Source organism: Actinoplanes sp. NPDC051405 (genome assembly GCF_055586185.1).
In genome coordinates this window covers 42893-56350 of record NZ_JBVJIR010000002.1, presented here as the reverse complement: position 1 = coordinate 56350, position 13458 = coordinate 42893, and the positions used below count along the sequence as shown (strand labels likewise).

12 protein-coding genes are annotated in these 13458 nt (G+C 71.4%); 6 read left to right on the top strand and 6 right to left on the bottom strand.

Features of this window, described 5'->3' with window-relative positions; all coding sequences use genetic code 11:
* Nucleotides 1-41: 41 nt before the first annotated feature.
* Nucleotides 42-1700: an FAD-binding dehydrogenase gene (locus ACZ6S4_RS04610; RefSeq protein WP_465473559.1), complete on the top strand. Its 1659-nt coding sequence runs from the start codon at nt 42-44 to the stop codon at nt 1698-1700.
* A 233-nt stretch (nt 1701-1933) separates the two neighbouring features.
* Here ACZ6S4_RS04610 and ACZ6S4_RS04605 read toward each other — a convergent pair whose 3' ends face one another.
* Nucleotides 1934-2431: a MarR family winged helix-turn-helix transcriptional regulator gene (locus tag ACZ6S4_RS04605; protein WP_465473558.1), complete on the bottom strand. Its 498-nt coding sequence runs from the start codon at nt 2429-2431 to the stop codon at nt 1934-1936.
* 98 nt (nt 2432-2529) lie between these two features.
* On the opposite strand from ACZ6S4_RS04605, the gene ACZ6S4_RS04600 reads away from it, so the two are divergent.
* From ACZ6S4_RS04600 to ACZ6S4_RS04590, 3 genes are all read left to right on the top strand, one after another.
* On the top strand, nt 2530-2904 hold the full coding sequence (locus ACZ6S4_RS04600) for a DoxX family protein (protein WP_465473557.1): 375 nt from the start codon (nt 2530-2532) through the stop codon (nt 2902-2904).
* Between the two features lie 81 nt (nt 2905-2985).
* On the top strand, nt 2986-4617 hold the full coding sequence (gene pgi, locus ACZ6S4_RS04595) for a glucose-6-phosphate isomerase (RefSeq protein WP_465473556.1): 1632 nt from the start codon (nt 2986-2988) through the stop codon (nt 4615-4617).
* Nucleotides 4618-4701: 84 nt separating this feature from the next.
* Entirely contained in the window at nt 4702-5760 is a 1059-nt protein-coding gene (locus tag ACZ6S4_RS04590; RefSeq protein WP_465474136.1) for a winged helix DNA-binding domain-containing protein, read from the top strand.
* Here ACZ6S4_RS04590 and ACZ6S4_RS04585 read toward each other — a convergent pair.
* Nucleotides 5757-6710 carry an FAD-dependent oxidoreductase gene (locus ACZ6S4_RS04585; protein ID WP_465473555.1) on the bottom strand — a complete coding sequence of 318 codons (954 nt, stop codon included), beginning with the start codon at nt 6708-6710 and terminating at the stop codon, nt 5757-5759. The genes ACZ6S4_RS04590 and ACZ6S4_RS04585 overlap by 4 nt on opposite strands.
* A gap of 300 nt (nt 6711-7010) precedes the next feature.
* On the opposite strand from ACZ6S4_RS04585, the gene ACZ6S4_RS04580 reads away from it, so the two are divergent.
* Together ACZ6S4_RS04580 and ACZ6S4_RS04575 are read left to right on the top strand one after the other, a co-directional pair.
* Nucleotides 7011-7958 carry an SCO2521 family protein gene (locus tag ACZ6S4_RS04580; RefSeq protein ID WP_465473554.1) on the top strand — a complete coding sequence of 316 codons (948 nt, stop codon included), beginning with the start codon at nt 7011-7013 and terminating at the stop codon, nt 7956-7958.
* On the top strand, nt 7958-8923 hold the full coding sequence (locus tag ACZ6S4_RS04575; protein ID WP_465473553.1) for a DUF6879 family protein: 966 nt from the start codon (nt 7958-7960) through the stop codon (nt 8921-8923). The genes ACZ6S4_RS04580 and ACZ6S4_RS04575 overlap by 1 nt, the downstream gene beginning before the upstream one ends.
* Here the strand turns inward: ACZ6S4_RS04575 and ACZ6S4_RS04570 are convergent.
* From ACZ6S4_RS04570 to ACZ6S4_RS04555, 4 genes are read right to left on the bottom strand one after another with little or no spacing between them, the layout of a single operon-like run.
* The gene (locus tag ACZ6S4_RS04570; protein WP_465473552.1) at nt 8908-9864 is read right to left on the bottom strand and encodes an SCO2522 family protein; all 957 of its coding nucleotides are present in this window, start codon (nt 9862-9864) and stop codon (nt 8908-8910) included. The two genes, ACZ6S4_RS04575 and ACZ6S4_RS04570, sit on opposite strands and share 16 nt — an antisense overlap.
* Nucleotides 9861-10772 (bottom strand): SCO2523 family variant P-loop protein, encoded by a 912-nt coding sequence (locus ACZ6S4_RS04565; protein ID WP_465473551.1) that lies wholly within the window; start codon nt 10770-10772, stop codon nt 9861-9863. The genes ACZ6S4_RS04570 and ACZ6S4_RS04565 overlap by 4 nt, the downstream gene beginning before the upstream one ends.
* Before the next feature lie 2 nt (nt 10773-10774).
* A complete protein-coding gene (locus tag ACZ6S4_RS04560) occupies nt 10775-12622 on the bottom strand; it encodes an SCO2524 family protein (protein ID WP_465473550.1) in 1848 nt (615 codons plus the stop codon).
* 34 nt (nt 12623-12656) lie between these two features.
* Nucleotides 12657-13451, bottom strand: coding sequence for an SCO2525 family SAM-dependent methyltransferase (locus ACZ6S4_RS04555; RefSeq protein ID WP_465473549.1), 795 nt, complete (start codon nt 13449-13451; stop codon nt 12657-12659).
* Nucleotides 13452-13458: the final 7 nt, after the last annotated feature.

The following is a 13458-nucleotide window of genomic DNA, read 5'->3' as shown; positions in this document are numbered from 1 at the left end:
GTGGACCACCATCTTGGCATGGTGATGCCTAGCGTGAGGGCATGGACGCAGATGTGATCGTGGTCGGGGCGGGACTCGCCGGGCTGGCGGCGACCGCCGAGCTCGCCGACGCGGGCCGCCGGGTGCTGCTGCTCGACCAGGAACCCGAGCAGAGCCTGGGCGGGCAGGCGTTCTGGTCGTTCGGGGGCCTGTTCCTGGTCGACTCGCCGGAGCAGCGCCGCATGGGCGTGCGCGACTCGGTCGAGCTGGCCTGGCAGGACTGGCTGGGCAGCGCGGCGTTCGACCGCGAGGAGGACCACTGGCCGCGGCAGTGGGCCCGGGCGTACGTGGACTTCGCCGCCGGCGAGAAGCGGGCCTGGCTGCGGGCCATGGGTCACCGGCTGTTCCCGGTGGTCGGCTGGGCCGAGCGCGGTGGCGCCGGCGCCGAGGGGCACGGCAACTCCGTGCCGCGCTTCCACATCAGCTGGGGGACCGGGCCGGGCCTGGTCGAGCCGTTCGAGCGCCGGGTGCGTGCGGCGGCCGAGCGCGGCCTGGTCCGCTTCGGCTTCCGGCACCGGGTGGACGGCCTGGTCAAGACCGGCGGGGTGGTCACCGGGGTGCGGGGACGCACGCTGGCGGCCAGCGGGGTCCGGCGCGGCGAGTCCAGCTCGCGGGAGGAGACCGGCGATTTCTCGTACGAGGCGCAGGCGGTGATCGTCACGTCGGGCGGCATCGGCGGCGACCACGACCTGGTCCGCAAGGCCTGGCCGGACCGGCTCGGGACCCCGCCCAAGCGGATGGTCGCCGGCGTCCCGGCGCACGTGGACGGCCGGATGCTGGGCATCACCGAGCAGGCCGGCGGGCGCATCGTCAACCCGGACCGGATGTGGCACTACGTCGAGGGCCTGCGCAACTGGGACCCGATCTGGCCGCAGCACGGCATCCGCATCCTGCCCGGCCCGTCGTCGCTGTGGCTGGACGCGACCGGCCGCCGGCTGCCGGCGCCGCTGTTCCCCGGCTTCGACACCCTCGGCACGCTCAAGCACCTGATGGCCACCGGCTACGACTACAGCTGGTTCGTGCTGACCCAGAAGATCATCGAGAAGGAGTTCGCGCTGTCGGGCTCGGAGCAGAACCCCGACCTGACGAACAAGAGCATCCGGCAGGTGCTGGGCCGGGTCCGGGCGGGCGCGACCCCGCCGGTGGAGGCGTTCAAACAGCACGGCGCCGACTTCGTCGTGGCGCCGAGGCTGGCCGAGCTGGTCACCGGCATGAACAAGCTGGCCGCGGAGAGCGACGGCCCGGCGTTGGAGCTCGATGCGGTACGCCGCACGATCGAGTCCCGCGACCGCGAGCTGACCAACCCGTTCAGCAAGGACGCACAGGTCACCGCCATCCACGGGGCCCGGCGCTACCGCGGCGACCGGCTGATCCGGGTGGCGACGCCACACCGGCTGCTGGACCCGGCGGCGGGCCCGCTGATCGCGGTCCGGCTCAACATCCTGACCCGCAAGACCCTCGGCGGCCTGCACACCGACCTCTCGGCGCGGGTCCTGCAGGCGGACGGCTCACCCCTGCCGGGCGTGTACGCGGCCGGCGAGGTGGCGGGGTTCGGCGGCGGGGGCATGCACGGCTACAACTCGCTGGAAGGCACCTTTTTGGGCGGCTGCCTGTTCTCCGGCCGCACCGCCGGCCGGGCCGCGGCCGCCGCGACCGCCTGACGCCGCGACCGCCGCAACCGCCTGACGACGCGGCCCGCCACGCGGCGGGCTGCGTCGCGGTCGCCTGGCCGCCCCCGGTCGCCTGGCCGCCCCCGGTCGCCTGGCCGCCCCCGGTCGCCTGGCCGCCTCCGGCGGCCTGGCCACCCCCTGGATCCGCTGGGCGATCAGCCGGCGGCGCGTCCGGTAGCGCGCCGCCGGGAGCCGTCGGACCCGTCGCGCCGGTGGTGCGGTTGTCAGTCCCGTTCGCCGTACCGTTGGGGTGCGGGGCAGTTTCCCGGCGCGATGCCGCGCAGCACCCGCTCGCTGATCTCGCCCAGCTGGCGCAGCTGCGCCGGGGTGAGCGCGTCGACGACCATCCGGCGCACCCCGGCCACGTGCTCCGGCGCGATCTCCACGATCTTGGCGTAGCCCTCGTCGGTGAGGATCGCGTTGGTGTAGCGCCCGTCGGCCGGGTCCGGCTCGCGGCGCACCCAGCCGCGCCGTTCCAGCCGCTTGATCAGGTGGGACAGCCGCGACAGCGAGCCCTGGGCGAACTCCGCGAGGGCGCTGATCCGCATCGTGTGCCCGGGGGCCTCGGACAGCCCGGCCATGACGCCGTACTCGAACTGGGTGATGCCGGCCAGGCGCTGCATCTCGCCGTCGAGCGTGGCCGGCAGGACGACCAGGAGCGCGGCGAAGTTCTTCCATGCCCGTAGCTGCTGCTCATCGAGCCAGTTCACCTCGTCGCCCACCCGGCCATCGTAGCTGAACGTTCACGTCACCCTGGGTTGACCGTTCAAGTTCGAGGGCCTACGGTTCACTAGAACGTTCAACTCTCGAAGGGCTCTCCATGAACATCGTGCTGTGGATCGTCGCCGGTCTGCTGGCTGCCGCCTTCCTCGCCTCCGGCATCATGAAGGTGCTGCGGCCCAAGGAGGAGCTCAAGAAGGCCGGCATGGCGTGGGTCGACCTGTTCTCGCCCGGCGCGGTCAAGGCCATCGGTGCCGTGGAGGCCCTCGCCGCGATCGGGCTGATCCTGCCCGCGGCCCTCGACATCGCCCCGATCCTGGTCCCGCTGGCCGCGCTCGGCCTGGTGCTGGTGATGATCGGCGCGGCCATCACCCACGCCCAAATGAACGACTACAAGGGCATGGTGCCCAGCATCGTGCTGTTGCTGCTGGCGGCCTTCGTCGCCTGGGGCCGATTCGGACCGTACGCGTTCTGAACGGTTCCAGTTCGCGGCAAGCCGCTTCGATCCGTGCCACGATGAACGCGATAGTTCTGGTCCAGGCGGGAGTCAAAGGCAATGAGCGAACACGTTTCCGACAGCGCCGAATGGCAGGCAGTGCAGGGGCACGCCGAGAAGTTCTCGAGTGTGCACCTGCGCGAACTGTTCGACAGTGATCCCCGGCGCGGCGAGCGGCTCACCGCCCAGGTGGCGGACCTCTACGTGGACTACAGCAAGAACCTGGTCACCGATGAGGTCCTGGCCGCGCTGGTCGCGCTGGCCGAGCGGGCCCGGCTGCGCGAGCGCACCGCGGCCATGTTCGCCGGCGAGCACATCAACCTCACCGAGGACCGGGCGGTGCTGCACACCGCGCTGCGGCTGCCCCGGGAGGCCACTCTGGTCGTCGACGGCCAGGACGTCGCCCACGACGTGCACGAGGTGCTGGACCGGATGGGCGCGTTCACCGACCGGGTCCGCTCCGGCGAGTGGACCGGCGCCACCGGGCAGCGGATCAAGACCGTCGTCAACATCGGCATCGGCGGGTCGGACCTCGGGCCGGTCATGGCGTACGAGGCTCTGAAGGCGTACGCCGACGCGGGCCTGGAGTGCCGCTTCATCTCCAACATCGACCCCACCGACCTGTACGCCAAGACCCACGACCTGGACCCGGCGACCACCCTGTTCGTGGTCGTGTCCAAGACGTTCGGCACGCAGGAGACCCTGACCAACGCCACCGAGGCCCGCAACTGGCTGCTGGCCGGGCTGGGTGGCGACCAGAGCGCGGTGGCCAAGCACTTCGTCGCGGTCAGCACCAACGCCCAGCGGGTGGCCGACTTCGGCATCGACACCGAGAACATGTTCGGCTTCTGGGACTGGGTCGGCGGGCGCTACTCGCTGCCCTCGGCGGTCGGCCTGTCGGTGATGCTGGCGATCGGCAAGGAGCGCTTCGGTGAGCTGCTCGCCGGCTACCACGCCGTGGACGAGCACTTCCGCACCACGCCGCTGGAGCGCAACGTGCCGGCCCTGCTCGGCCTGCTGAACGTCTGGTACGACACGTTCCTCGGGGCCCAGTCGCACGCCGTGCTGCCGTACTCGCAGTATCTGCACCGCTTCCCGGCGTACCTGCAGCAGCTGACCATGGAGAGCAACGGCAAGCACGTACGCCTGGACGGCTCCGCCGTGGACTTCCAGACCGGCGAGGTCTTCTGGGGCGAGCCCGGCACCAACGGCCAGCACGCCTTCTACCAGCTGATCCACCAGGGCACCAAGCTGATCCCGGCCGACTTCATCGGCTTCGCCGTGCCCAACCACGACACCGGCGAGATGCACGACCTGTTCATGTCGAACTTCTTCGCCCAGACCAGCGCGCTGGCGTTCGGCCGCACCGCCGAGCAGATCGAGGCCGAGGGCGTGGCCGCGGAGATCGTGCCGCACAAGGTGATGCCGGGCAACCACCCGACCACCACCATCCTGGCCGAGAAGCTGACGCCGTCGGTGCTGGGCCAGCTCATCGCGCTCTACGAGCACATCACCTTCACCCAGGGCACCATCTGGCAGATCAACTCGTTCGACCAGTGGGGCGTCGAGCTGGGCAAGGTGATGGCCAACCAGCTCGCACCGCTGCTGACCGCGGCCGAGGCCCCGGGCGCGGACAACGACTCCTCGACCGACACGCTCATCGCCCGGTACCGCACCCAGCGCGGCCGCTGATCGCTCAGGGCGCCCCTTTCTGTCGGAGGGGCGCCCTAAGCTGCGTCTGTGGATCTGACGACGACGCAGGCGCTGGCCCTGCGCATGCGCAGCTTGCTGCTCACCCCGCCGCACCCGGTCACGGACGTCGCCGGGGTGGTCGAGTGGTTCGGCGCCATGCAGGCGCAGGACATGGCGAGCGGCCTGTGGTCGCTGGGCGTGCGCCTGCCCGGCTGGACGGTCGGCGACGTCACGGCCGCCCTGGAGCGCCGCGAGGCGATCAGGACGTGGCCGATGCGCGGCACCGTGCACCTGGTCCCGCCGGCCGACGCGCGGTGGATGCTCGAGCTGATGGGCGTGCGCGCCCTGGCCGGGGCGGCGAAGCGCCGCGAGACGATCGGCCTGTCCGAGGCGACGGCCGAGCGCGGTGTCGAGGTCCTGGCCACGGCCCTGAAAGGCAACCGGCTGACCCGCGCCGAGTGCCTGGCGGCCCTCGCCGACGCGGGCGTCGAGCTCGGCCCGCAGATGGGCTACCACCTCCTCTGGTACGCGAGCCAGCAGGGCGTGTCCTGCATCGCCCCGCACATCGGCAAGGAACAGACGTTCGTGCTGCTCGACGAGTGGGCACCCGAGCCCAACCGGCCGGAGCGCACCGAGGCGCTGGGCATCATGGCACTGCGCTACTTCCGCAGCCACGGCCCGGCGACCAGGGCCGACTTAGCCCGCTGGACCGGCCTGACCATGGCCGACACCCGGGCGGGCATCGCGGCGGCCGGCGACCAGCTCACCACCGTCCGGGTCGACGGCACCGAGATGGTCGCCGACCCGGCCCTGCTCGACGTCACGCCGGCCGACGTGGCCGACGACTGGGCCGCGCTGCCCGGCTTCGACGAGTACATCCTGGGTTACAAGGACCGCTCGCTGATGATGGACGACGAGCACCTGGCCGCGGTCGTCCCGGGCGGCAACGGCATCTTCCGCTCCACCCTGGTCCGCGGCGGCCGGGTGGTCGGCACCTGGACCCGCACCCTGGGCAAAAAGGCCGTGACCGTCGAGATCCAGCCGCTCACCGACCTCGGCCCGGCCGAGCGGGCCCGGGCGGAGGAGGCCCTCCAGCCGTACGCGGCCTTCGTCGGCCTGCCCGCCCAGATCCGCTGGCCCTAGACCAGCGTCCGGACGATCTCCAGCACGCTGTCGGCGCAGCCCCACGAGAGGCTGACTCCGGCGCCGCTGTGCCCGTAGTTGTGCACCACGTGCCGTCCACCGAGCCGCACGTGCTCCAGCCGGATCTCCGGCCGCTGCGGCCGGATGCCGGTGCGATGCCCGAGCACCTCGGCCTCGGCGATGGCGGGCACGATCCCGGCGCACCGGGCGATGATCCCGGCGGCCACCTCCGGATCCGGCTCGGGGTCGCTCTGTCCTTTGTCGGCATTGCCGCCCAGCAGCAGCACGTCGCCCTGGGGGAGCAGGTAGGTCATCTCCTCCAGCTCCTCGGTGTGCTCGGCGAAGAACTCCCGCACCCCGGGATTGCGGACCGCCACGAGCTGGCCGCGGATCGGCTCGACCTCCGGATCGGGCACCAGCTCACGCGCGCCGATCCCGCTGCAGTTGACCACCACGGGCGCCGGCCCCTCGTCGAGCGACCGCACGTGCCCGATCTCCACCGTCCCGCCCGCGGCCACCAGCCGCCGCTCCAGATGGGCCAGGTACGGCGGCATGGCGATGATCGGCGCGGTGTACCGCCAGCCGCTGGCGAAGCCGTCGGGCAGCTCGGCGGCGGCACACTCACGGAAGCCGGGCAGGTCGTGCGCCCAGCCGGGGGACGGGATGCGCCGTCGCGAGGCCTCCACGCCGGCCACGAGCTGCACCTCCGGCCGGCCCGCGTGGACCATGTCGCGGAAGACGTCGTAGCTGCGGGTGCTCCAGCGCAGCACCAGCGGATGGTTGGCGTAGATGGGGTCCCAGATCGCCCCGGCCGCGGCCGAGGTGGTCTGTTCGGGTCTGCGCTGCGCGCGGACCTGGACGTGGAGTCCCGCCTCGGCGAGCCGGACGGCCGTGGTCAGGCCTGATACACCGGCGCCGATGATCAGGACATCGGGTCGGGCAGAGGTCATCGTCCGACGCTAACCGGGTACCGGCCGTTGTCCCGTCGAGGAACGTAAATGTACGGCGATTGCGGACAATGGCCTGCGAAGGTTGTCCGGCCCGCCCATCAGGTGCTAGCGAACTCTACCGGCTGTTTGATTCCGGATACTGAGCGTGTTGCATTCCGGGATCGGATGCGGTGCAATCGACAGGCTGGCGACACGCGTGGCACGGGGCCGCGCCGCTGGGGAGTCATCGGTCACCGCTGACCCTTGCGCGCCGTCCGGTGACTCCCCGGTGCTCCGTACCGCCGTGCATGGGGGAGCCGAATGCTGATCGCGGGCGAGGTGCACACCGGACTGCTCCGGGCACCCGACCCGGTGACCGCCGACCAGGCCCGCCGCCTGGTGGACCTCGTGGTCGGCGAGCCGGTCCTGGTGTCCCACCGCCCGATCGCGTATGCCCGTTCACCGGAGATACCCGTCGGGGTCGACTGTGGACTGGGTGCAGCGGCCGACACCCGACGGGTGCGCGGCGTCGGCACCGCCCTGCAACGGGCCGCGATCACCGGTGGCCATGTCGTGCAGGGTTCCGCGGTGACCACGCTCGTTCGGGGTGAGGGCAGTGCAAGGCAGCCGTGGTCGCACTATCTGACCCGTCCGGGCGTCATCGAGACGCTCGGCCGTACCCGGTGGGACGAGGTCGCCGCCGCGCTCGGCGGCCCCGACCGGCCGGGCGACTCCCTCGACCTGGGTGCGATGGCCGGCCGGGTGGCCGACCGGGTGCAGCGCTCGGCCTCGCGCGGCGGCACGGTGCGGTTGCGGGCGCCGCGGACCCGGCTGCGCTGGACGGCCCGGTTCGATCCCGGTCCGGCGGCCACGCCCCGGGTCCGCTACTCGGTCCGGTCCGACGACCTGCGCATGCTGGAGCTGTCGGTGCCGGACGGCCAGCCGGCGCCGGTGCCGGAGCTGACCGCGCTCGCTGAGGACGTCGCCCTGCACGACTGGCTGCTCAGCACACTGCTGGAGATCGTCGGCAAGAGCGCCATCGGGGTCGTCGAACGCAGCGCCGCCCTGGAGCGGCTGTTGCCGGCAATCGACTATCTGCTGCACCTGTGGATGCCCACCGCCCGGGGCGAGGAGATCTCGGCCGCCGTCTGGGCCGCCCTGGACCGCCGGCCCGGTTTCAGCCGGCAGTGGGACACCCTGGTGCACCGCATCCGCGACCAGCTCTCGGTGGGCGCGGTCACGGCGCTGGCCGCGGCAGGTCCGCGGTGATGTCGCTGGTCGGACAGTCGTCCGAGCATTCGAGCGTCACCCGCAAGGCGCTGCTGACCGTCGGCCTGGGCGGGGCGACCTTCCTGATCACCAACGCGCTCAACCAGCCGCAGCACGTGCAGATCACGCTGTCCATCCTCATCGGTGGCATCGCGCTGATCCTGCGGTTCCTGGTCGACTTCGAGAACAGGCTCGCGGCGGTGGAGCAGCTCGAGAAGGACGGCATGACCGAGATGCGGGCGATGGTCGGCTCGGCCTTCTCCGAGATCAGCGAGGCCACCGAGCTCTTCGGACTGATCGAGGCGTCGGCGCTGCAGACCGACCTGGTCACCCAGCTGGTGCGCAACTCGACGCAGATCTCGCCGGCCTCGCCGCCGATCGTCTACCACTTCGTGCAGAACAAGATCAGGGAGACCTCGGACTTCCTCAAGCAGCTCGCCGAGGGCGGCACGGTCACCTACTACGGCGAGGACCGGGACTGGCTGCTGGGCCTGACCCGCAACGCCACGATGAGCATCGACGCGATCAGCATGACGGCAGTCGACCACGACCTCTGGCAGAGCGAGATCGGCCAGCGGTATCTCGACGCCCAGCGGCGTGCCGCCGGCAGCGGCAAGCGGGTCCGGCGCATCTTCGTGCTCGACTCGCCCGCCATGGCCGACGATCCGGCCATCCGGCGGGCCTGCGAGGAGCAGCGGGAGATGCGCATCGACGTGCGGCTGCTGGACCGGGCGGCGGTGCCGCCACCGCTGCGGGTCCAGGTCCGGGACCTGATCATCTTCGACGACACCCTGGCGTACGAGACCAACCCGACCACCACCGCCGACCCGAAACACGCCCAGATCGCCGAGACCCGCCTGGTGCTGACCGACTCGCGGGTCAAGGAGTGCGCGCAGCTCTTCCGCGAGCTGTGGGAGGTCTCGCGCGGCGCCGACGGCGGACCGGCGCCCTACAGGAACGCGTAGCGGATCCGGTCGACGACCTCGCCGGGCAGGTCGACGCCTTCGCCCGTGGCCCGCTCCCGCACCTGCTCCGCGACCGCGGCGTCCACCGCCACCTGGCCCAGGATCGTGCGCACGGCCAGCTCGATCGGCAGGAACCGGGCGGCCATCGCGGTGAACGTCCGGTACGCCCGGAACGGCGCCGCCCGCGGGTTGAGCTGCACGACGGCCGGCATCCGCTCCCACTCGGCCGGCACGTCGGCCACGCTCATCAGCTGCGGGTCGCCGACCGGCTCGCCCAGGTGCCGGATCAGTCCCAGCCGCTGCAACTGCCAGACGGCCGCCAGGAACGGGCACGACCAGTACGGCTGATCCGCGGGCCCGCTCCACAGCTCGATGTCGACGAAGATGGAGTGGTTCCGCACCGCGCTCTGCCGGGGTGGCCGCCACGCGCGCGGGGCCGCCATCGCCGACGCCGGCGCCGTGCCACCGCGTTCGCCGTTGCTCAGCCAGCCACTCACGGCCGTCGGTGGCCGGCTGCCGTTGTCACCCTCGGGCGGCTCGGCCACCAGGTGCTGGCGTACGAGCGTCGCCACGTCGACGCCGTCGGCGGTGGCGCACCCCGACTCGCGGGCCACGTAGTCGATCTCGACGCCCGCCGCCTGCGCGGCCTCGACCAGGTCACCGATCACTGCCCGGGGCGTGCTGAAGCGGGTGAAGTAGTCGTCGATCAGGAAGCAGGTGCTCACCCGGGGCGGCCGCTGCCCCAGCTCCTCGGCGCACGCCCCCCGCGCGGCGTGGGCCCACGGGCGGACCGCCTCGAACTGGGCCGCCAGCCGGGCCCGGCCGGCGGTGAAGTCGTCCATGTAGAGGTGACCCAGCTCGATGGACAGATGCGCGAGCGGGACCCGGCGCACCACCGGTGTGGCGCTCTGCTCGACGAACACGCCGTCGTAGGCGGTCACAGCCCGATCCAGGCGGAGTCGTCCACGACCTTCTTCGCCAGCGCGTCGAAGGCGTCCACGGTGCGCTGGTTGGCCGTGCGGTGCAGCCACACGTCGTCGTCGGACAGCAGCTGCTCCTGCCACTGCAGCACCGGGTCGAGCGGAATCTCGCCCAGGACCGTGGTGCGCCCGACCCTGTGCCGGCTGGCCAGCTCCTGCAGCCGCCCGTTGCAGACGTCCAGCCAGGCCAGCTGCTCGGGGCGCAGGCCGGCCTGGTCGGGGGAGGCCAGGTCGACCACCGCCGTACGGACGAAGCGGATCGCGTCCTTGAGAGCCGAGGGGTCGTGGCCGTGCTGCACGCCGGACTCCAGGATGCCCTGCTTGCCGTGCACCAGGCCACTCGCCGCGATGATGTGCTGGCGCGTCCAGCGGTGGTACACCAGCCAGCGGGCCTCGACGTCGGGCAGCGCCGCGGTCGCGGCGAGCACGATCTCGGTCGCGTACGACCGTCCGGCGCTGAGATCGACGATGACCAGGTCGAACTCCTCGTCGGCGCGGACCAGCAGCTCGATACAGCGCTCCACGATGCCGGGGTGGGCCTGGAACTCGCCCTTGCCGCGGTCACCCGGGAACAGCGTCAGCCGCCCGGCTCCCGCGGGCCGGCCGCGCAGCACGTCGCGTTCGGACTCGGTCCAGATGTCGATCCGGCGGGGCGGGGCGACGCCGTCCACGAGGTAGCTGTGCAGGCCCTCCTCCGGCACCCCGGCGAACGCGCCGGGCAGGTCGAAGATCGCGCCGGAGGTCGGGGAGCCGAAGTCGAAGTCCAGGTAGCAGCAGTCGCCGCCCTGCAGAGCGTGCCGGTAGGCCACGTTGCTGCTGGTGACCGTACGCCCGGTCCCGCCCTTGTCGGAGGTCGCGAAGACGAGCATGGTCAGCTGCGCCCGATAGTGGCTCGGCGGGCCGCGGACAGGTGATCGAGACGGCGCAGGACCTCCTGGGTCACCGCGACGGCCACGCCCGGACGCTCGCGCCGTACGGTCCGGGCCCGTTCCAGCTCCACGCCGATCTGCTTGAGCTCCTCGCGCAGCGACTGTCCACTGTAGGTGGAACCGTTGAGCCGCTCCCGGTCGTACAGGTGGTCGGCCTCGTTGAGCAGCTCCGCCGCCAGCTGGGCCAGCACCTCGCTGCGCAGCGGCGGCTCGTTGATCACCCGGGCCGCGGTGACCAGGCAGTCGACCACCCGCTTGGTGTAATACCAGGAGGCCTCGGTCATCTTCACGTTGAGCTGGGGGTAGGCGCCGGCCGGCTGGTCCCACAGGCCGTGCTGCGGGCCCTCGGCGATGAGCCGTTCCTGCAGGTGCTTCCACAGCTCGCCGGAGAGGTCGAGCAGCCGGCTGCGGGACGTGCCGTCCGACAGCAGGCTCGCGAGGTTGAGCGTGCGCTTGAGCAGCAGCGGCGAGATGTCGGCGACCGTCCAGGCCAGCCGGGGCCCGCCCACACTCTCGCTGCCCTCCAGCACGAAGCGCAGGCCGGGGTGGTGCACGTCCAGCGCGGACTCGCGTTCCGAGGAGCGGCGGGTGATGCGGCTGCGGTTGGCCAGCTCGTCCAGCACGCCCGCGACCCGGGTGAGGTCGGCGTTGGTGGCGCGCACGGCGACCATGTTCTGCACGACCATGCCGCTGACCAGCAGGCTGAAGTAGTCGAACTCCACGCCGTCGGTGGTCCGCCAGGGCAGGTCCTCCAGCGGCCAGCGGCCGGAGCCGAAGGTGGCCACCGTCGCCCAGTACGAGCGGGTCAGCTCGAAGCGCAGCTGCAGCGCCTGGGCCAGCTTGAGCTGGGCCTCGTCCAGCAGGCCGAGCAGCCGGGTGCGTTCGGAGGACAATGCCTGGATCGCGTCCAGCGCCACGGTGGTGAAGTAGAGATAGGGGGCGTTCTGCGCCACGCCGGCCCGCTGCACGCCGACGTCGGAGGTGGTCTCGATCTGCGGGGCGTCGCTGACCAGGCCCCAGCTCCAGCCGCACTCGAACAGCCGGTTGGGCAGGTCCAGCTCGCTGCCCTCGGCGGCACCGGAACCGATGGTGACATCGTCGCGGAGCCGGGCGTTGATCTCCCGCAGGGCCTCGCGCAGTTCCTCGACCACCTGCAGGGTCGGGCGGCGCTCCTGGTTGACCGTGCGGATCAGCTCGCGGCCGTACGGTTCGTCGGCCGGGAAGACGTTGACGGAGAAGCTGCGCAGCAGGCCCACCATCGCGGCGGTGAGGCGCTGGCTGGCCCGCTCCTCCAGCTCGGTCACCTGCTCGATGAGCCGGGGCCGGCTGACGATCTGCCGGAAGACCTGGGTGAAGCCGAGGATCGCCAGCATCAGCGTCACGGAGATGGAGAACGAGTCCACCACGTCGAGCTCGCGCTGCTGGATCTTGATCTCCTCGCCCTCGAACTCGGGAAGGAAGTACGAGCCGCCGGAGAAGCTCGGTGTGCCGTCGGGTGCGGTGTAGCGCTTGATGTACGAGGTCAGGGCCTCCATCAGCCGCTGCGGCACCTGGATGTCGTCACCGAGGGCGTCCAGCGCGTCGAGCACGTCGCGGTTGGCGGCGTCGGGATTGTCCAGCCGGAAGATCGGGATCTCCGTGGCCGGTGCCATCAGGCACAGCAACTGCTCGGCGTCGCTGATGGAATTGGCGCCGTCGCGGCCGCCGAACCGCCAGTCACCGTCCGCATAGGAGACGCGGGCGATCGCCCGCCAGATGTCGAGGAGCTGTTGACGTGGCTGGATCTGCATCGGTGCGCCGTCACCTACCCGTCCGTGGGTCTGGTTACGCCTTCTTGAAGCCGGTGGCCACCATCATTCCGCAATAGCCGTCGCGCAGGCTCTTGCTTTCCACTGTCTGGATGGTGACACCGGCGGCCACCGGTGCCAATGCCGACCGGACGTCGTTCTCGTCGACCGAGCACGCCGGGAAACTGCGGTTGCCGACCCGGTAGCCGGACGAGTCGCGCATGAATGCCGCCGCGAACGGGGCCCTCGGCTTCAGGGAGCCGATGAACGAGCGGGTCGCGCGGACGAACTCGGACTCGCGGTTGGTGATCGACTCGGCGACGAAGAACATCGTGCCGATGTCGTAGCGGCCGGGCCGGAGGCTGAAGATGTTGCCCTTGGTCACCTGCGCGCGCCGTCCGAGCAGATCGAACGGGCTCTTGATCGGCTGGTAGGCCGGGCGCCCGGCGTTGATGTGCGACCAGAACTGCCACCACGACGGGTGCGGCGTGAAGATCTCGGCCTCGAGCCACTGCCGGTTGGAGAAGGCGCGCTCGCAGAGCGTCAGCTCGGCGGCGAAGGGCAGCATCGTGAGGGCCGGATAGAGATTGGCGCCGGCGCCCACATCGATCGCCTGGGCCCGCAACCGGCGCTGCTCGTTCGCCTGGAAGAAGCCGGCGACGATGTCGATGATCTGCTCGTCGTCGCTGCGCAGGGAGCTGTAGTTGTGCTCGAAGTACGCGTCGGAGTCGAAGGCGTCCCAGGGAAAATCGGCATTGACCGACGGCTCGGCATCGACCCGCGGCGGCGCGATGTCGATCGCCGAGTCGAAACGCGGATCCCGTATGGGCACGAGACTT

What these genes read in the sequence shown, in the direction of transcription:
- ACZ6S4_RS04565 (WP_465473551.1), bottom strand. Translation starts at nt 10,772, where the DNA reads ATGCTCGTCTTCGCGACCTCCGACAAGGGCGGGACCGGGCGTACGGTC.
- ACZ6S4_RS04610 (WP_465473559.1), top strand. Translation starts at nt 42, where the DNA reads ATGGACGCAGATGTGATCGTGGTCGGGGCGGGACTCGCCGGGCTGGCG.
- ACZ6S4_RS04575 (WP_465473553.1), top strand. Translation starts at nt 7,958, where the DNA reads ATGTCGCTGGTCGGACAGTCGTCCGAGCATTCGAGCGTCACCCGCAAG.
- ACZ6S4_RS04560 (WP_465473550.1), bottom strand. Translation starts at nt 12,622, where the DNA reads ATGCAGATCCAGCCACGTCAACAGCTCCTCGACATCTGGCGGGCGATC.
- pgi (WP_465473556.1), top strand. Translation starts at nt 2,986, where the DNA reads ATGAGCGAACACGTTTCCGACAGCGCCGAATGGCAGGCAGTGCAGGGG.
- ACZ6S4_RS04580 (WP_465473554.1), top strand. Translation starts at nt 7,011, where the DNA reads ATGCTGATCGCGGGCGAGGTGCACACCGGACTGCTCCGGGCACCCGAC.
- ACZ6S4_RS04585 (WP_465473555.1), bottom strand. Translation starts at nt 6,710, where the DNA reads ATGACCTCTGCCCGACCCGATGTCCTGATCATCGGCGCCGGTGTATCA.
- ACZ6S4_RS04590 (WP_465474136.1), top strand. Translation starts at nt 4,702, where the DNA reads ATGCGCAGCTTGCTGCTCACCCCGCCGCACCCGGTCACGGACGTCGCC.
- ACZ6S4_RS04600 (WP_465473557.1), top strand. Translation starts at nt 2,530, where the DNA reads ATGAACATCGTGCTGTGGATCGTCGCCGGTCTGCTGGCTGCCGCCTTC.